Below are 24,528 nucleotides of genomic sequence, written 5' to 3' on the forward strand. Positions count from 1 at the left end.
CAAAGACGCCTTTCATGACCGACCGACCGACGAAGCGCTCACGCCCGACCTTCACCGACCAGGAGGCGCTGCTGTTCCACTCGCAAGGGCGGCCCGGCAAGCTCGAAATCGTTCCCACCAAGCCGATGGCGACGCAGCGCGACCTCTCGCTCGCCTATTCGCCGGGTGTGGCCGTGCCGGTGCTGGCGATCGCGGAAGACCCGTCGCGCGCCTATGACTACACGACCCGCTCGAACCTCGTCGCGGTGATCTCGAACGGCACGGCCATCCTCGGCCTCGGCAATCTCGGGGCGCTCGCCTCGAAGCCGGTGATGGAGGGCAAATCCGTCCTGTTCAAGCGTTTCGCCGATGTCGACTCGATCGATCTCGAGGTCGATACCGAGGATCCAGACAAGTTCATCGACGCGGTGCGCTATCTCGGCCCCTCCTTCGGCGGCATCAATCTCGAGGACATCAAGGCGCCCGAGTGCTTCATCATCGAGCAGCGCCTGCGCGAATTGATGGACATCCCGGTCTTCCATGACGACCAGCACGGCACCGCGATCATCGCCGCCGCCGGCCTGATCAACGCGCTCGACCTGACCGGGCGCGACATCACCTCGGCGAAGCTCGTGATCAACGGCGCGGGCGCTGCCGCCATCGCCTGCATCGAGCTCCTGAAGGCGATGGGCTTCAAGCCCGACAACGTCATCCTCTGCGACACCAAGGGCGTGATCTACCAGGGCCGCACCGAGGGCATGAACCAGTGGAAATCGGCCCATGCCGCCGTCACCGACCGGCGCACGCTGGCGCAGGCGATGGAGGGGGCGGACGCCTTCTTCGGCCTGTCGCAGAAGGGCGCGGTGACGCCGGAGATGGTCGCCTCGATGGCACCGAACCCGATCATCTTCGCCATGGCCAACCCCGACCCGGAAATCACGCCGGAGGAGGTCCATGCCATCCGCGACGACGCGATCATGGCGACGGGCCGCTCGGACTATCCCAACCAGGTCAACAACGTCCTGGGCTTCCCCTTCATCTTCCGGGGCGCGCTCGACGTGCGCGCCACCACCATCAACATGGAGATGAAGATCGCCGCCGCCGAGTCGCTGGCGGCGCTCGCCCGCGAGGACGTGCCCGACGAGGTCGCCGCCGCCTATCAGGGCACCCGCCCGCGCTACGGCAAGGATTACATCATCCCGGTGCCGTTCGATCCGCGGCTGATCCATGTCGTGCCGATGGCGGTCGCGAAGGCCGCGATGGATTCCGGCGTCGCCGGCAAGCCGATCGTCGACACCAAGGCCTACAAGGCCCAGCTCTCGGCCCGTCGCGACCCGATCGCGGGCACGCTGAACGGCATCTTCGAGCGTGTCCGGCGCTATCCGAAACGCGTGGTCTTCGCCGAGGGCGAGGAGGAGCAGGTCATCCGTGCCGCCGCCTCCTTCGTCAATCAGGGGCTCGGCCAGGCCATCCTGGTCGGCCGCGACGAGCGCATCTACGAGACGGCGACCTTCCTCGGCGTCGATCTCGAAGGCAAGGGCATCGAGGTCCAGAATGCGCGGCTCTCGCACCGCAATTCGGCCTATGCGCAATATCTTTACGAGCGTCTGCAGCGCGAAGGCTATCTCTTCCGCGACTGCCAGCGCCTGATCAATCAGGACCGCAACCATTTCGCCGCCGCGATGGTGGCGCTCGGGGATGCCGATGCGATGGTGACGGGCGTGACCCGGAACTATTCGATCGCGCTCGACGAGGTCCGCCGCGTCATCGACGAGAAACCCGGCCATCGGCTGATCGGCGTCTCGGTGGTGATCTCGCGCGAGCGCACCGTGCTCGTCGCCGACACCGCGATCACCGAGATGCCGACGGCGCAGGAGCTGGCCGAGATCGCAATCGAGGCCGCCGGCGTCGGCCGGCGGCTCGGCTACGAGCCTCGGGTCGCGATGCTCGCCTTCTCGACCTTCGGCCATCCGGCCGGCGAACGCTCCGAGAAGGTGCGCGAGGCCGTGAAGATCCTCGACGGCCAGCGCGTCGATTTCGAATATGACGGCGAAATGGCCGCCGATGTCGCGCTCAACCGCGAGATCATGAGCCAGTATCCGTTCTGCCGCCTCTCCGGGCCGGCGAATGTGCTGGTGATGCCGGCCTTCCACTCCGCCTCGATCTCGACCAAGCTGCTGCAGGAGCTCGGCGGGGCGACCGTGATCGGCCCGCTGATCGTCGGGCTCGACAAGCCGGTGCAGATCGTGCCGCTCGGCGCCAAGGATTCCGACATCGTCAACATGGCCGCGCTCGCCGCCTTCAATATCGGCGGCTGAGGCCCAACGCATGGGGCGGGCCGGCGCCCGCCTCATGCGCTCCATTCGCTTCGACGGCTTGTGCATCGCCGTCGAAGCGCTATGTCTCGGGCCGGGACGCCATCGGCGACCTCGCTTCCGCAACCGCGCCGCCTTCCCCGCCGGCGGCGCGCAACCGACCAAGAGAGCGTATGTCCTTCGGCCCGCATGAGCCAGGAATGCACCTGCGCAGGCGCAGCCGCTGGTGGTGGCTCGGGCCGCTGGCGAGCATCCTGATCTTCGGCGCCTCGCTCGCGGTTCTCTGGCACATCATCGGCCAGATGAATCCGGGCGATCTCGCCGCGGCCTTCTCCAACGCCAGCCCGCGCCAGCTCGGCCTCGCCGCCTGTTTCACGGCGCTGAGCTATCTGCTGCTCACCGGCTACGACGCCCTGGCGCTGCGCCGGCTGGGCTTGTCGATCCCCTACCGAACCACCGCGCTGGCCTCCTTCACCAGCTACTCGGTGTCCTTCACGCTCGGCTTCCCGATCGTGACCGGCGGCACGGTGCGCTACTGGATCTATGCGCCCAAGGGCGTGCGCGCCTCGGAAGTCGCGAGCCTGACCGTGATCGCCGGGCTCACCTTCTGGCTCGGCCTCGGCGCCATCCTCAGCGTCAGCCTGTTCTATTCGGCCGATTCGGTCGCGATGCTGGCGCGCACCTCGCCGCTTGTCGTCCAGGCGGTGGGCGGGCTGATCTCGGCCGGCATCCTCGGCTATCTCGTCTGGGTCGCGACCGATGAGCGGACGCTGCGGGTCAAGGGCTGGAACCTGCACCTGCCCGGCCTCGGCACGACGCTCGGCCAGATGGCGCTCGGCGCCAGCGAGGTCTGCGCCGCCGCAGCCGTGCTCTTCGTGCTGCTGCCGGGCGGCTACAATCTCGACTACCCGACCTTCCTCGCCGCCTATATCTTCGGCTGCCTGATCGGCATCGCCAGCCATTCGCCGGGCGGGCTGGGCGTGTTCGAGGCGACGATGCTCGTCGCGCTCAACCGGCTGCCCTTCGAATATGTGCTGGGCGCGCTCTTGCTGTTCCGGGTGATCTACTACCTGCTGCCCTTCATCCTCGCGCTGGTGCTGCTGGCGCTCAACGAGATGATCCGCCGCATCCGGCGCCGCGAGCGCTGAGATCTATTTCATCGCGATGATGATCAGCATGAAGGCCAGAACGAGCAGGAGCTGCTTGAGGCTCCAGTTGATGCGGCGGAGCTGGTCGGCGCTGTCATCCAGATGGTGGTCCTCCGACTCGGCGTGATCGAGCGGAGCCATCGGTTCCGATCCGGCCGGATGAGGCGCCTCGGCCGCGGCGGCCTGGCACCACTCGATGCTTTCGATGAAGCCACGGGCGGGCGCGCTGCCCTGCCCATCCGCCGCCGGCCCCAGATACCAGTCGACCGGCTGCCCCGCCGGGGTGTCGCGGTCCTCCTCGCGAATCCAGAGGCTGGTCGTCGCCTCCAGCGAGAGCTCCTGCGCGAGGCCGCTCAAGATGTCGGCTTTCAGGGCCTCGAAGACGGAGGGCGCGAGAAAGCCCTCGGCGAAAGGCTCGGCCTCGCCGTTCTCGTCGCGATAGCCGAGCAGCAGCAGGAGCCGCGCCGCCTCGCTCGAGGTCGCAAGCGGTCGCAGCGTCAGGCGCAGCCGGCCCGCCGCTCCATCCAGCCCGGCTCGGCGCAGCGCGCCCCCGACGATCCGCGCCTCCGCCTCGAGCCGCTGCACATCCTCGAGCCGCCCGTCGCGGCTGGCATAGCCACGGATGACGCGCAGCGCCGCTGCATCGAGCCGGAAACGGCGCGCCGCACCCTGCTGATACCGATGCGGCAGCCCGTCGATCGTCATCCATCCATCGCTGACGGAGACGCTGGGTATTGGCTGTGATTCGTTCATGCTCCCGCCCTGCTTCGCGCGCAGACTAACAGTTCGGCACCGGCGCGTCAGGCACGCTCCTGACAGGAGCGTGTCACTATCGCAGGATAGAAGCCGCGCGATCTCTCAGGAGCTGAACCCATGTCCGACGAACTCGTGCTCTACACCAACCCGATGTCGCGCGGCCGCATCGCGCGCTGGATGATGGAGGAGCTCGGCCAGCCCTACCGTGCCGAGATCGTCGGCTTCGGCGGGCCGATGAAGGGTGCCGCCTACAAGGCGATCAACCCGATGGGCAAGGTGCCGGCCCTGGTGCACGGCGCGACGGTCGTCACCGAATGCGCCGCGATCTGCGCCTATCTCGCCGACGCCTTCCCGCAGGCGGGGCTTGCGCCCGCGCCCGGCGACCATCGGCGCGGACCATATTACCGCTGGATGTTCTTCGCCGCCGGGCCGGTCGAGGCTGCCGTGACCAACAAGGCCTTCGGGCTGGAAGCTCCGCCCGAACGGGCAAGATCGGTCGGCTATGGCACCTATGCCGATGCGATGGACACGCTCGAATACGCGGTCTCGCAAAGCGAATATATCGCTGGCGACCGCTTCAGCGCGGCGGATGTCTATGTCGGCTCGCAGGTCCTGTGGGGGTTGCAGTTCGGCACGATGGAGAAACGCCCCGCCTTCGAAGCCTATGGCGCGCGGCTCGCCGCACGGCCGGCGGCCCTGCGGGCCAAGCAGATCGACGACGAGCTGATGGCGCAGATGCAGAAGGCCGGATGACGCCCGGCCTCGCGCCCAGCGCATGGCGCGCCGCCGACATCGCGGGTTGCCGCGTCTTGCCGGCCGATTTACACGGTGAAGGCAAGCTGGGCAGCTTGCCTTTGCGCGCCATTTTGCGCGCCTACCTCGCAGTTTCGCCATGAACGACATGACAGCCATCGTCCGGCCGCGCCACGGCATGGGCTTTTATCCTTTCGTAGGGCTGACCGCCGCGCTGATGGCGACGAACGCGCTCGCGATCGATTCCATGCTGCCGGCCCTGCCGGAGATGGCCGAGGCGCTCGGCATCGCCGCGGCCAATCAGCGGCAATGGATCATCACGGCCTATCTGCTCGGCTTCGGCGTCTCGCAGATCTTCTACGGCACGATCTCCGACCGCTACGGACGGCGGCCGGTGCTGTTGTTCGGGCTCAGCGTCTATGTGCTGGCGAGCATCGGCGCGGCCCTGTCCGGCTCCTTCGAGGCGATGATGATCGCCCGGGTGGTGCAGGGCATCGGGGCGGCCGCGACGCGCGTCCTCACCGTCTCGATCGTGCGCGACTGCTATTCCGGCCGCGACATGGCGCGGGTGATGTCGCTGGCCCTGATCGTCTTCCTGGCCGTGCCGATTCTCGCCCCCTCGATCGGCCAGGCGATCCTGCTGGTGGCGCCCTGGCGCTGGATCTTCGGCATCCTGACGGCGTTCGGCGCCGCGGTGATGATCTGGGTGATGTTCAAGCTGCCCGAGACGCAGCACCCGGAGGACCGCAAGCCGATCGACGTCGCCAATGTCTCGGCCGCCTTCCGCACCACCCTCACGAGCCGCATCGGCGTCGGCTACATGCTGGCCATGGCCTTCGTGCTCGGTGGGCTGTTCGGCTTCATCAACTCGGCGCAGCAGGTCTTCGTCGACGTCTTCAACGTGCCCCACCTCTTCACGATCGTCTTCGCGGGGATCGCGCTGTTCATGGCCGCTGCCTCGCTGCTGAACTCGCGCATCGTCGGGCGGCTCGGCATGCGTCGCGTCTCGCATGGCGCGCTGATCGGCTACATCCTCTTCACCGGAACTCATGCGCTGGTCGCGCTCTCGGGCCATGAGACGCTGCTGCTGTTCGCGCTCTTCCAGGGCGGCGCCATGTTCTGCTTCGGCCTGATCGGCCCGAATTTCGGCGCACTCGCCATGGATCCGCTCGGCCATGTCGCCGGCACGGCTTCCTCGGTCCAGGGTTTCGTGACCACGGTGGTCGGCGCGCTGCTCGGCTTCTATATCGGCCAGCATTTCGACGGCACGGTCGTGCCGATCACGCTCGGCTTCTTCCTGTGCGGGCTGGTCGCGCTCGGCATCGTGCTGATCGTCGAGAAGGGCCGGCTCTTCCATCCGGCGCCCGGGCGCTCCTGAGGCGCCTCCCCTTCGTTCCGCCGCCATAGGCGACGGACAGGCCCGGAATCCTAGCAATCGAATCCGTGCGATCGAGATTCGCCGTGGCTTGGGAAACGATGCCGCCGCCGCCCGTCTTCCCGTAGTCGTTGGTCGCTAGATCGCCATGCGCCCTTATCAGGCGCAAACTGGCGATCTATCCTGTTGTTTCAGCGCCGGATGTCTCCGGAAAGCGGATTGCGCTTTCCGGTCCGCCGCTTCAGGCTACCTTCAGATTGACCGCCGAGCTCTTGCCGGTCTTGCGATCGGGCTCGAGATCATAGCTGATCTTCTGCCCCTCGTTCAGACCGCGCAGGCCCGAGCGCTCGACAGCGCTGATATGAACGAAGATGTCGCCGCCGCCCTGATCAGGGGTGATGAAGCCGTAACCCTTCGTCTCGTTGAACCATTTGACGGTTCCCGTGCTCACGTGTGTTCCCTTCCTATACGCGTCAGCCGGATCGACCCGGCGCGACACTGTAGGGGGCATTTCGCCGAGGTTGCAACGACGCGGTGCACAAAACCTTGCCGCGAGAGCGAAAAGCCCCTCGATCTTTAGGCGCAATGCCTCCCGCGCAGGCCCGTTCCCGGAACGGGAGCCCTTGCGGCAACGCGGCCGCTCCCGCATGAACGGCGCGGAGATAATCGAGAGGGAGACATCCGATGAGCAACTATGTGATCGACCCGCCGGCGATCACCGCCGTGCCGGTTGCCGGCGGCGGCTCCTTCCCGGTCCGCCGCGTCTTCTGCGTCGGGCGCAATTATGCCGAGCACACCCGCGAGATGGGCGGCGACCCCGACCGCGAGGAGCCGTTCTTCTTCACCAAGCCCGCCGACGCGCTGCTGATCAACGGCGCCGACATGCCCTATCCGACGAAGACCGGGGATCTCCACCACGAGATGGAGCTCGTCGTCGCGATCGGCACCGGCGGCAGGGACATCCCCGAATCCGAGGCGCTCGCCCATGTCTACGGCTACGCCGCCGGGCTCGACATGACGCGGCGCGACCTGCAGAACGCGGCGAAGAAGACCGGGCGCCCCTGGGACATGAGCAAGGGCTTCGACCTGTCCGGCCCGGTCGGCGAGATCGTGCCGGCAAGCCAGGCCGGCCATCCCAGCGCCGGCAAGATCGCGCTCACCGTCAATGGCGTCGTGCGCCAGAGCTCCGATCTCGCCAAGCAGATCTGGAACGTCGAGGAGACGATCGCCTATCTCTCCGGCCTCGTCGAGCTCAAGCCCGGCGACCTGATCTTCACCGGCACGCCCGAGGGTGTGGCCGCGGTCGCCAAGGGCGACGTGCTCGAAGGCGAGATCGCCGGCGTCGGCACCGTCCGCACCCGCATCGTCTGATCACACGCGCAGGACGAGGAACCATCATGCCGCTGACCTCCGACGCCTCGGGCGTCTTCCCGATCGCGCCGACCCCGTTCAACCCGGATGGCAGCATCGACTGGGCCTCGGCCGACCGGCTGTTCCAGTTCTATCACGACATCGGCTCGGACGGCGTCACCGTGCTCGGCATCATGGGCGAAGCGCCCAAGCTCGAGCCGGAGGAATCGGTCGAGCTGGTCAAGCGTTGCGTCGCCAGGATGGGGGCTAAGCCGATCATCGTCGGCGTCTCGGCACCGGGCTTCGCGGCAATGCGCTCGCTCGCCCGGCAGGTGATGGATCTCGGCGCCGGCGGCGTGATGATCGCCCCGCCGCCTTCTCTGCGCACCGACGACCAGATCACCGGCTATTACGCGCAGGCCGTCGAGGCGATCGGCAGCGACATCCCCTTCGTCATCCAGGATTACCCGCTGACGCTCTCGGTGGTGATGACGCCGGCGGTGATCCGCAAGATCGTCATGGACAATCCCTCCTGCGTGATGCTGAAGCACGAGGACTGGCCTGGGCTGGAGAAGATCTCGACGCTGCGCAAGTTCCAGAAAGAGGGATCGCTGCGGCCGATCTCGATCGTGACCGGCAATGGCGGCCTCTTCCTCGATTTCGAGATGGAGCGCGGCGCCGATGGCGCCAATACCGGCTATGCCTTCCCGGAATTGCTGATCGACGTGGTCAGGCTGCAGAAGGCCGGCCAGCGCGATGCGGCGCATGACATCTTCGACCTGCATCTGCCGCTGATGCGCTACGAGCAGCAGCAGGGCGTCGGCCTGGCCGTGCGCAAATATGTGATGGCCAAGCGCGGCATCCTGGCCCATGACGCCCAGCGCAAGCCGGGCTCCGCCTTGAGCGCAGCGGCGAAGGCCGAGGTCGACTATCTGCTGGCCCGGATCGCCAAGCACGACCCGCGCGCGAAGATCTGAGACGACAGCGTCATTCTCGGGCGCCGCGTCGCGGCGACCCGAGACTCTCGTCGGGGAGATGCCCGGGTCGAGCCCGGGCATCTCCCCTGAAGCTTGACTCAGTGCCCCTTGTGCTCGCCCTCGCCGCCCTTGGCGGCGATCGAATCCACCTTGAACTCGACATCGACCGTGCCGGCCTTCTCGAAGGTCAGCGAACCCTTCATCATCTCGCCCTGCTTCAGCGGCTGCTTCAGCTCCATGAACATGATGTGGTAGCCGCCGGGCTTGAACTCGACCTTGCCGCCGGCCGGCACCTCGATGCCGTTCTCCAGCGGGCGCATGGTCATGATGCCGTCCTTGGTCGCCATCTCGTGCATTTCGGCGCGCGCGGCGAAGGGAACCGCGATCGAGACCAGCCGGTCCGGGGTCGTCCCGGTATTTTCGAGGGTGAGGTAGCCGCCGCCGACCTTGGCGCCAGCCGGCGTGGCACGCGACCAGGGATGGCCGATCTTGAGCGGCCCGACCTTGAAGTCATGGGCGGAGGCGAAACCGGCCGAGAGCGCCAGCATGGCGGCGGCGAGGGAAAGCGAGAGCTTCATCGGAATGGTCCTGCGGAACGGCGGCCGGCGCGACAGCGCTTTCGGCGGCACTTCGGCATCAAAGGGAATCACGAAAAGAAAAGACGTGCCGCTCAGATGGCAGGCGGCGCACGCGACGGCGGCAGGCCGGTCGCGGCGACGGAGAGCTGACCCTCATCCCATTGCCGCGAAAGCGCCTGACGGACACCCGGGCGCGCAACGAGAAGCGCCGCGAGCACGGGAGGGACACCGAGAACGGGATTATGCGGACAGCCCTTGCAATGGGCGAGATCGCCGAGCGGCGTCGCGGGGATCTCCGAACGGCCATCCGGCGCCGGCACGCCCGAGCAGAGCAGAACGCCGCCGGGCAGCCCGAACGCGACAGAAGGCGTCGGCGCCAGAGCGAGCGCCAGCACCGTCAGCGCATAGGCGGCAGCGAACCACGCCCCGAGAACGGAGCGGCGCAGCCGTTGGAAAAGGCGTGCACGGGCCGGCATGCGGCATCCATGGCGCCCGTTCGAGGCTGTGGTCAAGCCCACCTCTTGCCGCAGCGCACCTATCACGAAGCCCCCCGCTCTCTCGTCGCGGAGAAGATTATTCTCCGCCGGCTCGTTTCTTTAAAAGAACGGAGCGATTGACAAACAGGACTTCCTGAACCAGATTGGCGGTGCTTCCGGCGTGCCGGGAGCCGCGGAGATTTGAGCAGCAGCTTGCGCCGCGTCACCAAACGCTAAAGCGCCACGACTGGGTCGTGGGCTCCAGACCGAGGAGACTGACATGACCGACGCGAACGACCTCCGAAACCGACCGCGCTTCCGTTCCCCGCTCTGCCGCTGTCGACGCTGAGACCATCGGGCGCCTCAAGCCCCTTCGTTCCATCGTCACCCTGAACGCCGCAACGCGGCCCGAGAGCAGAGCCATGTCCCTTCCATTGCCATCCGCCGGCCGGCACAGCCCGGCCCAGCAAGCCTATGTCATCGAGGTCGGCGAGACGCAGGCCGGCCTCGTCAACCGGCGCGCCGATGAGCGCTTCTTCACCTTCATCGCGGCGAGCGCCGCCTTCCGCGCCCTCGACGGCCACCGCTTCGCCACCCCCGGCGCGGCGGAGCTGGCCGCGCGCATGCTGGCCGGGCCCCGCCGGGGTACGCCGGCCTTTCGCCTGGCGTCGTAACGGCCATGCGGATTGTCTTCTCCCTGTGGCAGGCGCTCAGTGCCTGGTTCCGCCGGGCGGTTCCGGAAACGGGGCCGGCCGGCAATGAGGATCAGCGTTGCTCGGTGCAGGCCGTGACGCTGGAACAGCTCGGCATCAGCCACTGGTCCTGCCATCCGCATTTCTGAGGACATGATGAACGCCCCCGTCAAACCCGATGCTCTGGGCATCGGCGCACGGCCTTTTGCCGTTCCCGATCCGATCATCCGTTTCGAGCAGGTCGGCAAGACCTATGCCGGCCGCAGCCGGCAGCAGGCCGTGGCCGCATTGTCGGGCATCGACCTCACCGTGCCGGCCGGCGCCATCGTCGGCGTCATCGGCCGCTCCGGCGCCGGCAAATCGACACTGATCCGGCTCGTCAACGGGCTGGAGCACGCCACCGCCGGCCGGATCCTGATCGAGGGCGAGGATGTGACCGCGCTGAACGAGGCCGGATGGCGTCGCCGCCGGCGCGAGATCGGCATGATCTTCCAGCACTTCAACCTGCTGTCCTCGCGCACGGTGTTCGACAATGTCGCCCTGCCGCTCGAGATCGCCGGCACGCCGAAGGCGACCATCGCCAGCAAGGTCGAGAAGCTGCTGGCGCTGGTCGGGCTCGCCGACAAGAGCGGGCGCTACCCGGCCGAGCTCTCCGGCGGGCAGAAGCAGCGCGTCGGCATTGCCCGCGCGCTCGCGACCGACCCGAAGCTGCTGCTCTGCGACGAGGCGACCTCGGCGCTCGATCCCGAGACGACGCAATCGATCCTCGCGCTGCTGCGGCAGGTCAATCGCGAGCTCGGCATCACCATCCTGCTGATCACCCACGAGATCCCGGTGATCAAGGAAATCTGCGACCGCGTCGCGGTGATCGAGGGCGGCCGGATCGTCGAGGAGGGCGAGACCTTCGCCGTCTTCACCAACCCGCAGCATCCGACGACGGCGCGCTTCGTCGAGGCCGTCACCGGCGTCGAGGTTCCCGCCCATCTCGCGGATCGCATCCGGCCGGAGGCCCGTCCCGGCTCCGAGATCGTGCTGCGCATCACCTTCACCGGCGAGAACGCCACCGCCCCCGTCATCAGCCGGCTGAGCTCGGTGGTCGGGGTTGACGTCAACATCCTGGCCGGGCGGATCGACGCCATCGCCGGCAAGCCTTTCGGCAGCCTGCTCGTCTCGGTGCCGTCGCGCATCCCGGAGAGCGAGGCCGTGCTCGGCGCGCTCCGGAATCTCGGTCTCAAGGCGGAGGTGATCGGCCATGTCTCCTGAAATCCTGCGCCTGATCGGGCAGGCGACGCTCGACACGCTGAGCATGGTCGCCGTCGCCGCCGGCATCGGCACACTGCTCGGCCTGCCGCTCGGCGTCTTCCTCGCCACCAGCAAGCGCGGCGAGCTCTTCGCGGCGCCGGCCCTCAACGCCGCGCTCGGCGTGCTGGTCAACGCCACGCGCTCGACGCCCTTCATCATCCTCGTGGTCGCGATCATCCCGTTCACGCGGCTGATCGCCGGCACCTCGATCGGCACCACGGCGGCGATCGTGCCGCTGACGGTCGCATCCGTGCCCTTCATCGCGCGGTTGATCGAAGGCGCGGTGCGCGAGGTCGACCAGGGGCTGGTCGAGGCGGCGCGCGCCATGGGGGCGACGCCCCTCCAGATCGTCAGAAAGGTGCTGGTGCCGGAAGCGCTGCCCGCCATCGTGCTCGGCCTGACGCTGGCCATCGTCAGCCTGATCGGCTTCTCGGCCATGGTCGGCGCGGTTGGCGGCGGCGGGCTCGGCGATCTCGGCATCCGCTACGGCTACCAGCGCTTCATGCCCGAGGTGATGGCGACCGTCGTCGCCGTGCTCATCGTCCTCGTCCAGTTCGTGCAGAGCTTCGGCGACCGCCTGGCGCGCCGCCTCAACAAGCGCCTGCGCCAGGCCTGATCACCGCCAAGCCTGATTCCAGCCATCCCGTCTTCCATCCAAAGGACCATCGACCATGACGATCTCCCTCACCCGCCGCCTCACGCTCGCCGCCGGCCTCGCTTTGGCGCTCGGCCCAGCCGTGCCCGCGCTCGCCCAGCAGAATCAGGTCGTCCGCATCGGCGTCTCGCCCGGCCCCCATGCCGAGATCCTGGAGAAGGTGAAGCCGCTGCTGGCCAAGCAGGGCGTCGAGCTCAAGATCATCGAGTTCTCCGACTACGTCGTGCCGAACCAGGCGCTCGACGCCGGCGAGCTGGAGGCCAATTCCTTCCAGAACCAGCCCTATCTCGACAATCAGGTGAAGGATCGCGGCTTCAAGATCGAGACGGTCGGGCTGACGGTGAACTTCCCGCTCGGCATCTACTCGTCGAAATACAAGAGCTGGAGCGAGGTGCCGGACGGCGCGAGCGTCGCGATCCAGAACGACCCGACCAATGGCGGCCGCTCGCTGCTGCTGCTGCAGGACAAGGGCATCATCAAGCTGAAGGACGGCGTCGGCTTCAAGCCGACCGTCGCCGACATCACCGCCAATCCGAAGAAGCTCAAGATCATCGAGATCGAGGCCGCCCAGACGCCGCGCTCGCTCGATGACGTCGCCGCCGCCGCGATCAACACCAACTACGCCGTCGACGCCAAGATCGACCCGGCCTCCGCCATCCTGCGCGAGGACGCCAAGGGTCCCTATGTCAACGTCATCGCGGTGCGCAGCGCCGACAAGGACAAGCCCTGGGTCAAGACCCTGCTCGGCGCCTACCACACGCCCGAGATCAAGGCTTTCGTCGCCGAGCGCTTCAAGGGCGCCGTCCTCGCCGGCTGGTAACCCTCTCCTCCCACCTGGCTTTTCGATCATCAGCCAGGCACCTGCCCGGATGCTCACGCATCCGGGCTTTTTTGTTTGCGCGTCATGGTCGGGCTTGCCCGGAGCATGACGCGATGGATTCGCTCAGTTCCCGAGCTTGCCGAAAGCGAAGAACTGCGTCTCGCCCGAGGAATCCTCGACGCCGTCATTGTCGGTCACGACGAAGAGGTGGCCGGCCTTGTCCACCGCCATGCCCTCGACCTTGTCGAGACCGTAGCCGCCAGCCTTCATCAGGTCCGGCGTGAGATCACGCAACAGGGTCTTGGAGACCGTCGGGATCTCGCTTGCGCCGATCGCGGCCGGTTTCAGCCCCTTCACCGAGAAGGCCTGGATCGTCTTGAAGGCCTTGGGCCCGAAAGCGTTGTCGCGCTCCAGCACGGCGAAACGGTCGTCGCCGAGCGCGACGAGCTCCGAGAGGCCCATCCAGTGCCCCTTCGCCGGCTGGCTCAACGGATAGTGCAGCACGCCCCATTCCCTGGTCGCGGGCTTGTAGGACAGGATCTTGGTCTTGCCCTTCGGATCGTCCTGCCATTCGCGCTGCACGGCGAGCCAGACGGTCTCATCCGCGCCGGTGCCGGTGACGGTGACGCCCTCGAAACCGAAGCGCACGGCGTGCTTCGCCAGCGCCTCCGGCAGACGGATCTCCTCCTCGACCTCGCCCTTGGCCGAGACGCGCAGGAGCAGGTCGGGCAGCACGGCATCCTTCTTCTCCGGATTGCCCTCGGACGCGAGCCAGAAGCCGCCACCGCTGCGCGTCGCGATGCCTTCGAGATCGTAGGAGGCGGGCTTGCCGTCCTTCGTCACCGTGATCGCGCCGGTGATGCGGGCGGGCTTCGCCGTCGCGTCGATCTCCAGGATGCGCGAGGGCGTATAGGCGCTGTCGGTGATCGAGAAGAGCTTGCCGGGTTCATCCGCGCGGGCCGCGAGGCCGGAGAGCGCGCCCCAGCCGATCGGCAGGCCGTTCTCGTTCTCGGACTGGATGGTCGGATAAGCGGCGGTCTGCTCGGCGCGACGATAGATCATCACGGCCGAACGCGCCCCGCCCTTCTCGCCGACATCGGTTTCCGAGGCCGAGACGAAGAGGTCGCGCTGCGGGATGGCGAGCAGACCTTCCGGGCCGATGCCGGTCGGCAGCGCCTGCAAATAGCGCGGCGCCTTGCCCGGGCCCTCATCCTTGTAGACCAGCACCAGCGAGGCACGCTCCAGCCCGACGAAGATCAGCCGGTCGTTGCCGTAGGTCGCGACCTCGATGCCCTCGGGCTCGCTGCCCTTGGCGGCCGAGCGCCGCTCCGGGTAATGTCCCAGCCGCATGGCGAGGTGGTCGACATCCGAGGCGGAGTCGAACTCGATCGTGCCGTCCTTGCGGAAGATCGTGAAGCCGCGCGAGCCGCCCTTCCAGTCGCCTTCATTGGCGGTGACGAAGCGATCATTGTCGAGCCAGCGCACGGCGTCCGGCTCGCGCGGCACACCCTTCAGCTCCTCGGTCGGGCTGATCTTGCCGTCGCGGGTCTTGTCGATGTTCTTGAGATCGACCGTTCCGGCCGAGAAATGCGTCACCACCTTGCCGGTCTTGCTGTCGACGATGACGAGGTGATTGTTCTCCTGCAGCGTCACCACGACGAGGCCGTCCTGGTTGGCATCGACGAATTCCGGCTCCGGATCGGTCGGCTCGACCGTGGCGAGGCCGGTCACATCGATGATTTGGCGCGAGGCGCAGTCGATGGCGCCGTCCTTGATGCCGATCAGCGTCAGGTTGCCGGCGGGGAGCTGCGGCAGGGCGCCCTTGTTGAGCTTCTCGTCGCGCTCGTTCTCGATGGCGATGACGATCTTGCCCTTGTCCTTGGTCAGCGTGACCGAATCCGGCTGGCCGCCGAGGTCGCATGTCGCCACGACCTGCTTCGTCTTGAGATCGACCGTGGCGAGGTGGCCGGCGGGCTCCTTGAAGTTGTCGCCGGAGGTGACGACGGCGACGAAGGCCTTGTCGCCGAGGACGGTCACAGAGGTCGATTCACCTTCCAGCGACACGAAGCCGGCGGGCTTGGGATTGGCCGGGTCGGTGATGTCGATGAGGCCGAGCGCCTTCTGCTCCGCGTCGGTATAGGCGAGCAGCATGCCGTCCTCGCTGGCGGCGATGATCTCGGAGACGGTCTTCTTGCTGCGATCACGGTCGGCCGGAAGGTTGTCCGGCACCGAGAAGGTCGCGATGCGGTTGAACAGCGGCTCCGCGCCGGCGGTACCGGCGAGGAGCAACGAAGCGAGAGCCGCGAGGGCGAGGGGCTGGCGCATGGGTCGGATCCGCTGGCTGAAGGGGAAACCCGTCGGCTAGTGGGCCTGTGCGACAGCCGCGTGACGGATCCTCAGGCCGGGAGAGCGGCGCCTTCATCGGCGGAACGCTTCAGGCCGATGATCTCCAGCTCCGTCACGACCGCGACGGCGAGCGCCTGCCCCAGGACGAAGGCGATGCCGAGCGAGGAGGGGGCGAACCAGCCCGCCAGCAGGATCAGGACGCTGTCGGCGATCCAGATCAGATTGACCGCGACGACGAGATGGATCGCCCAGCGCGGCAGCGTCTCGCGGCTGGCGAACCAGGCGAGCAAGGCCGCGCAAGGCAGCAGGACAAGCCCCGCCCCACGCAGGAAGCCCGTGGGCAAGCCGAGCGGGCCGGCAAGCGCGCCGGCGGCGCCGGCGAGCACGAGGCCCATGCCGGCACAGGCGGCGGCATCGAGGGCCAGGGCGTTGCGCAGGAAGCGCGAGGAGCGGATCGTCGACATGGCAGTCTCCTTCTCGTCTGGGGGCCGAATGCCCGTTGCGATGGGGGGATGCTGGCGCCATCGCGGCGGCCCGTCGATTAAGCGGGAGGTAATTGGAACGGGCCGGCCGCCCGGCTAGCTTGTCGGCATGACGACACATCACGCTCCGCCCATCGGCTCGCTGCTGCGCGACTGGCGCCAGCTTCGCCGCTTCAGCCAGCTCGATCTCGCGCTGGAAGCCGAGATCTCCCAGAAGCATCTGAGCTTCATCGAAAGCGGCCGCGCCCGGCCAAGCCGCGAGATGGTGCTGCTGCTGGCTGAACACCTCACTGTCCCGCTGCGCGAGCGCAACGCCCTGCTGCTGGCGGCCGGCTATGCCCCGGTCTACCGCGAGCGGTCGCTGGAGGATCCTTCCTTGCAGGCCGCCCGCACGGCGATCGACCTCATCCTGAAAGGCCACGAGCCCTATCCGGCGCTCGCGGTCGACCGGCACTGGAACCTGCTCGCCGCCAACAACGCCGTGGCCGGCTTCCTCGGCCTTGTCGCGGAGGCGGAGCTGCTGAAGCCGCCCATCAATGTCCTCAGGCTTTCGCTGCATCCGGGCGGGCTCGCAGCCTTCATCGTCAACTTCGCGGAATGGAAGGGGCATCTGCTCGCAAGGCTGCGCCAGCAGGTCCGGGCGACGGCGAATACGCAACTCGGCGCCTTGCTCACCGAGCTCTCGGCCTATCCCGATCCGAAAGGCTCTGCGCCGCCCCAGCACGATGCGGGCACCGAGCCCGCCATCGCCGTGCCGCTCAAGCTCAGGCTCGGCGACGCCACGCTGTCGCTGATCTCGACGACGACGGTGTTCGGCACGCCGGTCGACGTGACCCTGTCGGAGCTCGCCCTGGAAACCTTCTTCCCGGCCGACCCGGCGACAGCCGAGGCCTTGCGCGTGCTGGCGGCGACGGGCGCGGGACGCGCTTGAGAACCGGGCCGGAACCTTTCGCGGCAAGCCCGGTTGCCTATGCGAAGGCCGCGCGAGCGGCATCGACATCGAAAGGACCCCACGCCATGGGCAGCACGACCGACAAGATCAAGGGCCTGGCCAACGAGGCCGCCGGCAACATCAAGCAGGCCGCCGGCAAGGCAGTGAACAAGCCGGAATGGGAAGCCGAGGGCAAGGCGCAGGAGCTCAAGGGCGAGGCCCAGCAGGCGATCGGCAAGGGCAAGGACGCGATCAAGAAGGTCGTCGACAAGGCTTGAGGCGCAAGCCCGCAGAAACGGAAAGGGCCGCCCTCGGGGCGGCCCTTTTTTCTTGCCTTGCTTCGGCGTGGCTCAGGCCGTGCCGCCGAGCCCGCCGAGGAAATCCTTGACCCGGCCGAAGAAGCCGGCCGTCTCCGGATGGTTGTTGTGCGAGCTCTCGCGCTCGAACTCCTCGAGCAGTTCGCGCTGGCGCGCCGTCAGCTTCTGCGGGGTCTCGATCACGACCTGGATATAGAGGTCGCCGACCTCGCGCGAGCGCAGCACGCTCATGCCCTTGCCCTTGAGGCGGAACTGCTTGCCGGTCTGCGTGCCCTCCGGGACCTTCACCCGGGCCTGCTCACCAGACAGCGTCGGCACCTCGATCTCGCCGCCGAGCGCGGCCGAGACCAGGCCGATCGGCACGCGGCAGAACAGATCTGCGCCGTCGCGCTGGAAGATCGCGTGCGGCTTGATCGACAGGAAGATGTAGAGATCGCCCGCCGGGCCGCCACGCAGGCCGGCCTCGCCCTCGCCGGCCAAGCGGATGCGCGTGCCGTCCTCGACGCCGGCGGGGATGTTGACCGAAAGCGTGCGCTCCCGCGTGACCCGGCCCGAGCCCTGGCAATTCTTGCAAGGGTCGTCGATGACCTCGCCCCGGCCATTGCAGGTCGGGCATGTCCGCTCGACCGAGAAGAAGCCTTGATTGGCACGCACGCGGCCATGGCCGCCGCAGGTCGGGCACTGGCGCGATTTCGAGCCGGGCTTGGCGCCGCTGCCGGTGCAGGCCTCGCAGGAAACCGAGGTCGGCACGCGGATCGAGGCGTTCTTGCCGGTAAAGGCGTCCTCCAGCCCGATCTCGAGGTTGTAACGCAGATCGGCGCCACGCTCGCGGGCATTGGCTCCCCGCGGCCCGCCGCGACGGGCGTCGCCGAAGAAGGAATCGAAGATATCCGACATGAAGTCGGAAAAATCGGCCCCGCCGGCGGCTCCGCCGCCATTCTCGAAAGCCTGATGGCCGAAGCGATCATAGGCGGCGCGCTTCTGGCCGTCGGAGAGGACCTGATAGGCCTCGTTGATTTCCTTGAACTTGATCTCGGCTTCGTGGTCGCCGGGATTCTTGTCCGGATGATGCTGCATCGCGAGCTTGCGGAAGGAGCCCTTGAGCTCGACATCCGTCACGGTCCGGCTGACGCCGAGGATCTCGTAGTAATCGCGCTTCGACATCGAAACGTTCTGTCCCTGTGGTCCCGACGCAAGACGGCCGGACTCGAAAGCCCGGCCATCCGCGCGTCAAGCGTCGTCAGTTGGCCTCAACGCCATTCCCGAACGTGGTGGCCGGGTCAAGCCCGGCCATCACGTCGTCATCCCGAGCGCGCGGTTACGCGCTCTTCTTCTTGTCGTCCGAGACATCCTTGAAGTCGGCGTCGATGACGTCGTCCTTCTTGGCTTCCTCGTGATGCTCGCCCTCGGCGGCAGCGCCTTCGGCCTGGCTGGCCGCATACATCGCCTCGCCGAGCTTCATCGAAGCCTGCATCACCTCGTTGGTGCGGGCCTTGATCGCTTCGGCGTCCTCGCCCGTGAGCGCGGTCTTGAGCGCCTCGACCGCCGTCTCGATCGCCGACTTGTCGGCTTCCGAAACCTTGTCGCCGAAGTCCTTCAGCGACTTCTCGGTCGAATGCACCAGGCTCTCGCCCTGGTTCTTGGCCTCGACGAGCTCGCGGCGCTTCTTGTCCTCGGCGGCGTTCGCCTCGGCATCCTTCACCATCTTCTGGATGTCGGCCTCGCTGAGACCGCCGGAAGCCTGGATCTTGATCTGCTGCTCCTTGTTGGTGGCCTTGTCCTTCGCCGTCACGGACACGATGCCGTTGGCGTCGATGTCGAAGGTCACCTCGATCTGCGGCATGCCGCGCGGGGCCGGCGGAATGCCCATCAGGTCGAACTGGCCGAGCAGCTTGTTGTCGGCCGCCATCTCGCGCTCGCCCTGGAAGACCCGGATCGTCACCGCGTTCTGGTTGTCCTCGGCGGTGGAGAAGACCTGGCTTTTCTTGGTCGGGATCGTGGTGTTGCGGTCAATAAGACGCGTGAACACGCCGCCCAGCGTCTCGATGCCGAGCGAAAGCGGGGTCACGTCGAGCAGCAGCACGTCCTTGACGTCGCCCTGCAGCACGCCGGCCTGGATCGCGGCGCCGATGGCGACGACCTCGTCAGGGTTCACACCCTTGTGCGGCTCCTTGCCGAAGAACTGCTTCACGACCTCCTGGACCTTCGGCATGCGGGTCATGCCGCCGACGAGGACGACCTCGTCGATCTGGCCCGCCGAGAGGCCGGCATCCTTGAGCGCCTTCTTGCAGGGCTCGATGGTGCGCTGGATCAGGTCGTCGACCAGGCTCTCGAACTTGGCGCGCGAAAGCTTGATGGCGAGGTGCTTGGGACCGGAGGCATCCGCCGTGATGTAGGGCAGGTTGATTTCGGTCTGCGCGGCGCTCGACAGCTCGATCTTGGCCTTCTCGGCCGCTTCCTTCAGGCGCTGGAGGGCGAGCTTGTCCTTCTTCAGGTCGATGCCCTGCTCGCGCTTGAACTCGTCCGCGAGATACTCGACGAGGCGCATGTCGAAATCCTCGCCGCCGAGGAAGGTGTCGCCGTTGGTCGACTTCACCTCGAAGACGCCGTCGCCGATCTCGAGGATCGAGACATCGAAGGTGCCGCCGCCGAGGTCATAGACCGCGATGGTGCCGGACGACTTCTTCTCGAGACCATAGGCCAGCGCGGCCGCAGTCGGCTCGTTGATGATGCGCAGGACTTCAAGGCCGGCGATCTTGCCGGCATCTTTGGTCGCCTGGCGCTGGGCGTCGTTGAAATAGGCGGGAACCGTGATGACGGCCTGGGTGACGGGCTGGCCGAGATAGGCCTCCGCCGTTTCCTTCATCTTGGTCAGCGTGAAGGCCGAGATCTGCGACGGCGAATATTCCTTGCCGTCGGCCGAGACCCAGGCGTCGCCGTTCGGGGCCTTGACGATCTTGTAGGGGACCAGCTTGAGATCCTTCTGCGTCATCGGATCGTCGTAGGTCCGACCGATGAGGCGCTTGATCGCAAAGAAGGTGCGCTCCGGATTGGTGACGGCCTGCCGCTTCGCGGGCTGGCCGACAAGGCGTTCGCCGTCATCCGTGATGGCGACGATGGAGGGCGTGGTGCGCGCGCCTTCCGAATTCTCGATGACCTTCGGTGTAGAGCCTTCCATCACTGCGACGCAGCTATTGGTCGTGCCAAGGTCGATACCGATGACTTTACCCATGGATGGGATCCCTTTCGACTGAGCAGATCGCCGACCTGCGACGCGTTCACGCCGCCTGCCGGCCCATGGACCGGCTCGCACCCGCTTCAGCGGCGAACGACCCGGCATTCCACGTTTGACGGTGGTGAAACCGCCCCTTGGGCGCGTATATAGTGAGGGTGTTCCCGCCCTTGCAAGACAGGCGAGCCGATTAAGAATCGGGGATTACACATTCCCGAGTATGCGGCGGGACTTGCCCTAACGTTATCTTTGCGGCGCTTTCCCGGCCGAGTGTGGCCTTTGCGTCCTTGCGCACGCCAAAAGCACGGCTCATTCAAAAGGGCCGTTTGGCTTGACATGAACCCGATGAAAGCACGCAAGCGCATCGTCCTCGGCCTCGCAGCGCTGCTTCCGGCAGCCGCCGGCACCGCCGCATGGGCGCAGCCGCTGCAACTGCCGGGCGCCCAGCCCTTCAACGCTCCGGGAACCCACCAGGCCGCCCCGCCGGCGGCAGGCGCGCCGGCGGCGCCGCGCCAGCAGAGCCTGCCGGCCCTCAAGATCGCGGGCGAGGAGGCGATCCTCGGCAAGACCCTGCATCTGAACGGGCACCATGGTACCGCCGTCTTCGAGAAGCTCGGCGGCGGCTACGGGCTGAAGCTCAATCTCGACGGCTATCAGGCCGCCAATCTGGTCGAACCTTGCGCCGTTTCCTTCGGCGATGCGCCCCTTCCCGTCACCCCCCTTGGCAAGCCGGCGGGCCTGCCGCGCTACAGGCTGGAGGCGCCGATCTGCCCGATCGTCTTCGACGTGCTCGACGGCGCCCTGCTGGTGACGGAGCCAGCCGCGCCCTGCATCGTCGAAGCCGCGCAATGCCGGATCGATCCGCGCGGGCTCTGGGGGCCGGATCAGGGTGTCGTCGCGAGCCAGGCCAAGGCGATCGAACGTGCGCGCGGCGCGGCCGAGCGCGCACTGCGCGACGGCTACCGGACGCTGACGGCGAAGGCGAACGCGGTCGACCAGCGGACGCTTGCCCGCGAGCAGGCCGGCTTCTCGGGCGAGCGCGAGATGATCTGCCGCGATTTCCAGCGCGAGGGCCAATACGGCTTCTGCGCCGCGCGGGTCACGGAGGCGCGCGCGGCCGAGCTGCGGGCGAGGCTCGGGCTCGGCACCGAGCCGAAGCAGGCGGCCAAGCCGAAACCGCGCCCGGCGGCACCGAAGCCCGCGCCGCTCCCGCTTACGCCCACCCAGTAGCGATTTCCCGGTCCGCGACAGCCGGCGGGTTATTCCGGCCGCCCGAAGGCCGCAACGCGAGCCGCGTCGCGACCTCCGGAGGCTCTGTTCACTCCGCCGCGGGCAGGTAGATGCTACCGCCCTTGTCGAGGAACTCCTTCGACTTGGCCGCCATGCCTTCATCCGCGAGCGCTTCGAGCGCCTTGCGCTCGTTCTCGCCCATCGCCAGAACCTCGGCGCGCAGATCTTGCGTGATCTTCATCGAGCAGAATTTCGGCCCGCACATCGAGCAGAAATGCGCGACCTTGTGGGCGTCCTTCGGCAAGGTCTCGTCGTGGAACTCGCGCGCCGTGTCGGGGTCGAGCGCCAGGTTGAACTGGTCCTCCCAGCGGAAGTCGAAACGGGCGCGGGAGACCGCGTCGTCCCGGATCTTCGCGGCCGGATGGCCCTTGGCGAGGTCGGCGGCATGGGCCGCGATGCGATAGGTGATGACGCCGGTCTTGACGTCGTCGCGGTTCGGCAGGCCCAGATGCTCCTTCGGCGTGACGTAGCAGAGCATGGCGCAGCCATACCAACCGATCATCGCAGCCCCGATGCCGGAGGTGATGTGGTCGTAGCCCGGCGCGATGTCGGTGGTCAGCGGTCCGAGCGTATAGAAGGGCGCCTCGCCGCATTCGCGCAGCTGCTTGTCCATGTTCTCCTTGATCTTGTGCATCGGCACATGGCCGGGGCCCTCGATCATCACCTGGCAGCCCTTCTTCCAGGCGACCTGGGTCAGCTCGCCCAGCGTCTCCAGCTCGGCGAACTGGGCGCGGTCATTGGCGTCAGCGATCGAGCCCGGACGCAGGCCATCGCCCAGCGAGAAGGAGACGTCGTATTTGCGCATGATGTCGCAAATCTCGTCGAAGCGCTCGTAGAGGAAGCTCTCCTTGTGATGCGCCAGGCACCAGCGCGCCATGATCGAGCCGCCACGCGAAACGATGCCGGTAACTCGCGATGCCGTGAGCGGAACATAGGGAAGTCTGACGCCGGCATGGATGGTGAAGTAATCGACGCCCTGCTCGGCCTGCTCGATGAGGGTGTCCTTGAACACCTCCCAGTCGAGCTTGATCGGATCGCCGCCGACCTTCTCCAGCGCCTGGTAGATCGGCACCGTGCCGATCGGCACCGGCGAATTGCGCAGGATCCAGGAGCGGATGTTGTGGATGTTGCGGCCGGTGGAGAGGTCCATCACCGTGTCGGCGCCCCAGCGGATCGCCCAGACCAGCTTCTCGACCTCCTCGGCCGCGCCGGAGGTGACGGCCGAGTTGCCGATATTGGCGTTGATCTTGACCAGGAAATTGCGGCCGATCGCCATCGGCTCGAGCTCGGGGTGGTTGATGTTGGCCGGGATGATGGCGCGGCCGCGCGCGATCTCCTCGCGGACGAACTCGGGCGTGACGAATTCCGGCACGCTGGCGCCGAAGCTCTCGCCATCGGCGTGGCGCTCGCGGGCGCCTTCCATCATCGCGGCACGGCCGAGATTCTCGCGATGCGCGACATAGATCATCTCGGGCGTGATGATGCCGGCCTTGGCGAATTCGTACTGCGTCGCCATCTGGCCGGGCTTCGCCTCGAGGATCGGGCGCTCAGCCGGGCAGGCCGGAACCAACTGCGCTTCGCTGATATGGCCGTTATCGGCGGCGGTGACCGCGCGCCCGGCGACCCGCTCGAAGCCGCGGGCGTCGAGCCAGGCACGACGCGGCTGGGGCAGGCCCGCATCGAGGTCGATCTTCGCGTCGGTCTCGGTAAAGGGGCCGGACGGGTCGTAGATCCGCACCGGCGGTTCGGCGTCCGTGGTAAGCTGCACCTCGCGGAACGGCACCCGGATCGAGCCATCCTCGGGTGTCGGCACGTAGATCTTGCGCGAGCCGATGATCGGTCCCGTGGTCACGCTTTGCGGCGCGGCCTTGACGCTGTTCTTCTGCGGTTTGCTGTGGGCGTTCATGCGGGATCTCCTCCTTGGTCCAAGGTTCAGGAGATCCGGGTTTGGAAGCGGTCCAGTCGCTGTCTGCGGATAAGGTACGGCCCGACCCGCGTTCCAGTCCCTCCGCCGGTATGACCCGGATCAGGTTCGACGGGTTCGGCCTCATCAGCCATCTCAGCCCTTGCGAGCACCCCTCGGAACGATTCCAAGGTTAGGGCTTCGACCGGGGAGACGCAACCGGCAAAGGAAAGCCGGCACGCAGGGGCCGGCATGCAAAAAACGTCAGGCCGTGCGATCGACCTGCAGGCCCTGGCCTGCGGGGAGGACGGCCTTCGCCTGCTCAGCGCCCTGCTCGAGCATGGCGACGACGCCGCGCTCGGCCTCGGCATTCTGCCGCAGCATCTCGGTGCCGAGGGCCTGCTGCGTCGAGGCTGACTGCATCGAGACGAGGCTTTGGGCGATGGCGGCAACGTCACTCATGCGGCAATGCTAGGCCGCAAGCGTTGAACAATCCTGAACGCCTCTCAGGGCGCGATGATCGAAGGCACGCCGCGCGGCATCGGCAGATCGCGATTGGCCTCCTGCGCCGCGCGTCCGTCCTGCGCCACGCGCCCGTATTGATGGAACAGCCCTCGCTCCTCGGACCGCAAGCGGGAAACCTCCCCCGGTTGCGGGGCGATCGGCACGCCGGGCGCCCGCTGCTTGACCGCAGGGCCGGGCGACGGGGTGCTCTGGGCCTGCGCGGCCGGCGCCAGAAGCGATCCGGCCAGAAGCAGGCATGCCAGCATCAAGGAGAGCTTCTTCATGGCTTCATCTCCCTTCGGACTACTCCTCCGGAAGATAGAACTGGCGAAACGAAGCGGCGGTTC

26 protein-coding genes and 1 riboswitch are annotated in these 24,528 nt (G+C 67.2%); of the genes, 15 read left to right on the plus strand and 11 right to left on the minus strand.

Annotated features, from left to right (window positions below; translation table 11 throughout):
* Positions 1 to 14 precede the first annotated feature (14 nt).
* Both IED13_RS06845 and IED13_RS06850 read left to right on the plus strand, forming a co-directional pair.
* On the plus strand, positions 15 to 2,297 hold the full coding sequence (locus IED13_RS06845; protein WP_038364922.1) for an NADP-dependent malic enzyme: 2,283 nt from the start codon (positions 15 to 17) through the stop codon (positions 2,295 to 2,297).
* A gap of 197 nt (positions 2,298 to 2,494) precedes the next feature.
* The gene (locus tag IED13_RS06850; protein ID WP_162737798.1) at positions 2,495 to 3,442 is read left to right on the plus strand and encodes a lysylphosphatidylglycerol synthase domain-containing protein; all 948 of its coding nucleotides are present in this window, start codon (positions 2,495 to 2,497) and stop codon (positions 3,440 to 3,442) included.
* A gap of 3 nt (positions 3,443 to 3,445) precedes the next feature.
* Here the strand turns inward: IED13_RS06850 and IED13_RS06855 are convergent, their stop codons facing one another.
* Entirely contained in the window at positions 3,446 to 4,147 is a 702-nt protein-coding gene (locus IED13_RS06855; protein WP_191123758.1) for a hypothetical protein, read from the minus strand.
* Between the two features lie 168 nt (positions 4,148 to 4,315).
* On the opposite strand from IED13_RS06855, the gene IED13_RS06860 reads away from it, so the two are divergent.
* Genes IED13_RS06860 through IED13_RS06870 form a run of 3 tightly spaced genes read left to right on the plus strand, consistent with a single transcriptional unit; the run spans position 4,316 to position 6,329 of the window.
* Positions 4,316 to 4,951, plus strand: coding sequence for a glutathione S-transferase family protein (locus IED13_RS06860; RefSeq protein WP_038364925.1), 636 nt, complete (start codon positions 4,316 to 4,318; stop codon positions 4,949 to 4,951).
* Positions 4,948 to 5,094 (plus strand): hypothetical protein, encoded by a 147-nt coding sequence (locus IED13_RS06865; protein ID WP_156115992.1) that lies wholly within the window; start codon positions 4,948 to 4,950, stop codon positions 5,092 to 5,094. Before IED13_RS06860 ends, IED13_RS06865 begins: the two co-directional genes overlap by 4 nt.
* Positions 5,091 to 6,329, plus strand: a complete 1,239-nt coding sequence (locus IED13_RS06870) for a multidrug effflux MFS transporter (RefSeq protein WP_248311207.1) — start codon at positions 5,091 to 5,093, stop codon at positions 6,327 to 6,329. The genes IED13_RS06865 and IED13_RS06870 overlap by 4 nt, the downstream gene beginning before the upstream one ends.
* Positions 6,330 to 6,567: 238 nt before the next feature.
* Here the strand turns inward: IED13_RS06870 and IED13_RS06875 are convergent, their stop codons facing one another.
* Positions 6,568 to 6,777, minus strand: a complete 210-nt coding sequence (locus IED13_RS06875) for a cold-shock protein (RefSeq protein ID WP_038364926.1) — start codon at positions 6,775 to 6,777, stop codon at positions 6,568 to 6,570.
* A 233-nt stretch (positions 6,778 to 7,010) separates the two neighbouring features.
* Here IED13_RS06875 and IED13_RS06880 point away from each other — a divergent pair, with 233 nt between their 5' ends.
* Entirely contained in the window at positions 7,011 to 7,697 is a 687-nt protein-coding gene (locus IED13_RS06880; RefSeq protein WP_142022428.1) for a fumarylacetoacetate hydrolase family protein, read from the plus strand.
* Between the two features lie 26 nt (positions 7,698 to 7,723).
* Complete coding sequence (locus IED13_RS06885; protein ID WP_191123759.1) at positions 7,724 to 8,653, plus strand: dihydrodipicolinate synthase family protein; 930 nt, start codon at positions 7,724 to 7,726, stop codon at positions 8,651 to 8,653.
* 98 nt (positions 8,654 to 8,751) lie between these two features.
* Here the strand turns inward: IED13_RS06885 and IED13_RS06890 are convergent, their stop codons facing one another.
* Positions 8,752 to 9,231, minus strand: a complete 480-nt coding sequence (locus IED13_RS06890) for a copper chaperone PCu(A)C (RefSeq protein WP_081925515.1) — start codon at positions 9,229 to 9,231, stop codon at positions 8,752 to 8,754.
* A 92-nt stretch (positions 9,232 to 9,323) separates the two neighbouring features.
* Positions 9,324 to 9,707, minus strand: a complete 384-nt coding sequence (locus IED13_RS06895) for a hypothetical protein (RefSeq protein ID WP_191123760.1) — start codon at positions 9,705 to 9,707, stop codon at positions 9,324 to 9,326.
* Between the two features lie 422 nt (positions 9,708 to 10,129).
* Between IED13_RS06895 and IED13_RS06900 the strand changes: the two genes are divergently transcribed.
* From IED13_RS06900 to IED13_RS06920, 5 genes are read left to right on the plus strand one after another with little or no spacing between them, the layout of a single operon-like run.
* Positions 10,130 to 10,381: a hypothetical protein gene (locus tag IED13_RS06900; protein WP_113252785.1), complete on the plus strand. Its 252-nt coding sequence runs from the start codon at positions 10,130 to 10,132 to the stop codon at positions 10,379 to 10,381.
* A 5-nt stretch (positions 10,382 to 10,386) separates the two neighbouring features.
* Complete coding sequence (locus tag IED13_RS06905; protein ID WP_156115993.1) at positions 10,387 to 10,548, plus strand: hypothetical protein; 162 nt, start codon at positions 10,387 to 10,389, stop codon at positions 10,546 to 10,548.
* Positions 10,549 to 10,555: 7 nt separating this feature from the next.
* A complete protein-coding gene (locus IED13_RS06910; RefSeq protein ID WP_191123761.1) occupies positions 10,556 to 11,662 on the plus strand; it encodes a methionine ABC transporter ATP-binding protein in 1,107 nt (368 codons plus the stop codon).
* Positions 11,652 to 12,317 (plus strand): methionine ABC transporter permease, encoded by a 666-nt coding sequence (locus tag IED13_RS06915; RefSeq protein WP_112762445.1) that lies wholly within the window; start codon positions 11,652 to 11,654, stop codon positions 12,315 to 12,317. Before IED13_RS06910 ends, IED13_RS06915 begins: the two co-directional genes overlap by 11 nt.
* A 55-nt stretch (positions 12,318 to 12,372) precedes the next feature.
* Entirely contained in the window at positions 12,373 to 13,176 is an 804-nt protein-coding gene (locus IED13_RS06920; RefSeq protein WP_038364941.1) for a MetQ/NlpA family ABC transporter substrate-binding protein, read from the plus strand.
* Between the two features lie 123 nt (positions 13,177 to 13,299).
* Here IED13_RS06920 and IED13_RS06925 read toward each other — a convergent pair whose 3' ends face one another.
* Together IED13_RS06925 and IED13_RS06930 are read right to left on the minus strand one after the other, a co-directional pair.
* A complete protein-coding gene (locus IED13_RS06925; RefSeq protein WP_191123762.1) occupies positions 13,300 to 15,501 on the minus strand; it encodes an esterase-like activity of phytase family protein in 2,202 nt (733 codons plus the stop codon).
* Positions 15,502 to 15,572: 71 nt separating this feature from the next.
* Positions 15,573 to 15,986 carry a hypothetical protein gene (locus IED13_RS06930; RefSeq protein WP_113252787.1) on the minus strand — a complete coding sequence of 138 codons (414 nt, stop codon included), beginning with the start codon at positions 15,984 to 15,986 and terminating at the stop codon, positions 15,573 to 15,575.
* Positions 15,987 to 16,113: 127 nt separating this feature from the next.
* Here IED13_RS06930 and IED13_RS06935 point away from each other — a divergent pair, with 127 nt between their 5' ends.
* Positions 16,114 to 16,935: a helix-turn-helix domain-containing protein gene (locus tag IED13_RS06935; protein WP_113252788.1), complete on the plus strand. Its 822-nt coding sequence runs from the start codon at positions 16,114 to 16,116 to the stop codon at positions 16,933 to 16,935.
* An 86-nt stretch (positions 16,936 to 17,021) separates the two neighbouring features.
* Positions 17,022 to 17,213 (plus strand): CsbD family protein, encoded by a 192-nt coding sequence (locus tag IED13_RS06940; RefSeq protein ID WP_038364949.1) that lies wholly within the window; start codon positions 17,022 to 17,024, stop codon positions 17,211 to 17,213.
* A gap of 72 nt (positions 17,214 to 17,285) precedes the next feature.
* On the opposite strand, the gene dnaJ is transcribed toward IED13_RS06940, so the two are convergent.
* Entirely contained in the window at positions 17,286 to 18,416 is a 1,131-nt protein-coding gene (gene dnaJ / locus IED13_RS06945; RefSeq protein ID WP_038364952.1) for a molecular chaperone DnaJ, read from the minus strand.
* Between the two features lie 154 nt (positions 18,417 to 18,570).
* Entirely contained in the window at positions 18,571 to 20,484 is a 1,914-nt protein-coding gene (gene dnaK / locus IED13_RS06950) for a molecular chaperone DnaK (RefSeq protein WP_038364955.1), read from the minus strand.
* Between the two features lie 345 nt (positions 20,485 to 20,829).
* Here dnaK and IED13_RS06955 point away from each other — a divergent pair, with 345 nt between their 5' ends.
* On the plus strand, positions 20,830 to 21,714 hold the full coding sequence (locus tag IED13_RS06955) for a hypothetical protein (RefSeq protein WP_191123763.1): 885 nt from the start codon (positions 20,830 to 20,832) through the stop codon (positions 21,712 to 21,714).
* Positions 21,715 to 21,802: 88 nt separating this feature from the next.
* Here the strand turns inward: IED13_RS06955 and thiC are convergent, their stop codons facing one another.
* From thiC to IED13_RS06970, 3 genes are all read right to left on the minus strand, one after another.
* Positions 21,803 to 23,680 (minus strand): phosphomethylpyrimidine synthase ThiC, encoded by a 1,878-nt coding sequence (thiC, locus tag IED13_RS06960; protein ID WP_133560319.1) that lies wholly within the window; start codon positions 23,678 to 23,680, stop codon positions 21,803 to 21,805.
* A 79-nt stretch (positions 23,681 to 23,759) separates the two neighbouring features.
* Positions 23,760 to 23,864, minus strand: a riboswitch (TPP riboswitch).
* 77 nt (positions 23,865 to 23,941) lie between these two features.
* Positions 23,942 to 24,139, minus strand: coding sequence for a hypothetical protein (locus tag IED13_RS06965; RefSeq protein ID WP_038364961.1), 198 nt, complete (start codon positions 24,137 to 24,139; stop codon positions 23,942 to 23,944).
* 44 nt (positions 24,140 to 24,183) lie between these two features.
* Complete coding sequence (locus IED13_RS06970; protein WP_191123764.1) at positions 24,184 to 24,465, minus strand: hypothetical protein; 282 nt, start codon at positions 24,463 to 24,465, stop codon at positions 24,184 to 24,186.
* Between the last annotated feature and the right edge of the window lie 63 nt (positions 24,466 to 24,528).

The sequence above is a fragment of the Allobosea spartocytisi genome, from assembly GCF_014764685.1.
Lineage (GTDB): Bacteria > Pseudomonadota > Alphaproteobacteria > Rhizobiales > Beijerinckiaceae > Allobosea > Allobosea spartocytisi.

Excerpts from the sequence above, each read along its gene's own strand:
- IED13_RS06860 (WP_038364925.1), top strand. The coding sequence starts at position 4,316 with ATGTCCGACGAACTCGTGCTCTACACCAACCCGATGTCGCGCGGCCGC.
- IED13_RS06935 (WP_113252788.1), top strand. The coding sequence starts at position 16,114 with ATGACGACACATCACGCTCCGCCCATCGGCTCGCTGCTGCGCGACTGG.
- IED13_RS06940 (WP_038364949.1), top strand. The coding sequence starts at position 17,022 with ATGGGCAGCACGACCGACAAGATCAAGGGCCTGGCCAACGAGGCCGCC.
- IED13_RS06885 (WP_191123759.1), top strand. The coding sequence starts at position 7,724 with ATGCCGCTGACCTCCGACGCCTCGGGCGTCTTCCCGATCGCGCCGACC.
- IED13_RS06900 (WP_113252785.1), top strand. The coding sequence starts at position 10,130 with ATGTCCCTTCCATTGCCATCCGCCGGCCGGCACAGCCCGGCCCAGCAA.
- IED13_RS06915 (WP_112762445.1), top strand. The coding sequence starts at position 11,652 with ATGTCTCCTGAAATCCTGCGCCTGATCGGGCAGGCGACGCTCGACACG.
- IED13_RS06925 (WP_191123762.1), bottom strand. The coding sequence starts at position 15,501 with ATGCGCCAGCCCCTCGCCCTCGCGGCTCTCGCTTCGTTGCTCCTCGCC.
- IED13_RS06890 (WP_081925515.1), bottom strand. The coding sequence starts at position 9,231 with ATGAAGCTCTCGCTTTCCCTCGCCGCCGCCATGCTGGCGCTCTCGGCC.
- thiC (WP_133560319.1), bottom strand. The coding sequence starts at position 23,680 with ATGAACGCCCACAGCAAACCGCAGAAGAACAGCGTCAAGGCCGCGCCG.
- IED13_RS06865 (WP_156115992.1), top strand. The coding sequence starts at position 4,948 with ATGACGCCCGGCCTCGCGCCCAGCGCATGGCGCGCCGCCGACATCGCG.
- IED13_RS06970 (WP_191123764.1), bottom strand. The coding sequence starts at position 24,465 with ATGAAGAAGCTCTCCTTGATGCTGGCATGCCTGCTTCTGGCCGGATCG.
- IED13_RS06920 (WP_038364941.1), top strand. The coding sequence starts at position 12,373 with ATGACGATCTCCCTCACCCGCCGCCTCACGCTCGCCGCCGGCCTCGCT.
- IED13_RS06850 (WP_162737798.1), top strand. The coding sequence starts at position 2,495 with ATGCACCTGCGCAGGCGCAGCCGCTGGTGGTGGCTCGGGCCGCTGGCG.
- IED13_RS06930 (WP_113252787.1), bottom strand. The coding sequence starts at position 15,986 with ATGTCGACGATCCGCTCCTCGCGCTTCCTGCGCAACGCCCTGGCCCTC.
- IED13_RS06965 (WP_038364961.1), bottom strand. The coding sequence starts at position 24,139 with ATGAGTGACGTTGCCGCCATCGCCCAAAGCCTCGTCTCGATGCAGTCA.
- IED13_RS06955 (WP_191123763.1), top strand. The coding sequence starts at position 20,830 with ATGAAAGCACGCAAGCGCATCGTCCTCGGCCTCGCAGCGCTGCTTCCG.
- dnaJ (WP_038364952.1), bottom strand. The coding sequence starts at position 18,416 with ATGTCGAAGCGCGATTACTACGAGATCCTCGGCGTCAGCCGGACCGTG.
- dnaK (WP_038364955.1), bottom strand. The coding sequence starts at position 20,484 with ATGGGTAAAGTCATCGGTATCGACCTTGGCACGACCAATAGCTGCGTC.
- IED13_RS06910 (WP_191123761.1), top strand. The coding sequence starts at position 10,556 with ATGAACGCCCCCGTCAAACCCGATGCTCTGGGCATCGGCGCACGGCCT.
- IED13_RS06880 (WP_142022428.1), top strand. The coding sequence starts at position 7,011 with ATGAGCAACTATGTGATCGACCCGCCGGCGATCACCGCCGTGCCGGTT.
- IED13_RS06905 (WP_156115993.1), top strand. The coding sequence starts at position 10,387 with ATGCGGATTGTCTTCTCCCTGTGGCAGGCGCTCAGTGCCTGGTTCCGC.
- IED13_RS06845 (WP_038364922.1), top strand. The coding sequence starts at position 15 with ATGACCGACCGACCGACGAAGCGCTCACGCCCGACCTTCACCGACCAG.
- IED13_RS06855 (WP_191123758.1), bottom strand. The coding sequence starts at position 4,147 with ATGACGATCGACGGGCTGCCGCATCGGTATCAGCAGGGTGCGGCGCGC.
- IED13_RS06870 (WP_248311207.1), top strand. The coding sequence starts at position 5,091 with ATGAACGACATGACAGCCATCGTCCGGCCGCGCCACGGCATGGGCTTT.
- IED13_RS06895 (WP_191123760.1), bottom strand. The coding sequence starts at position 9,707 with ATGCCGGCCCGTGCACGCCTTTTCCAACGGCTGCGCCGCTCCGTTCTC.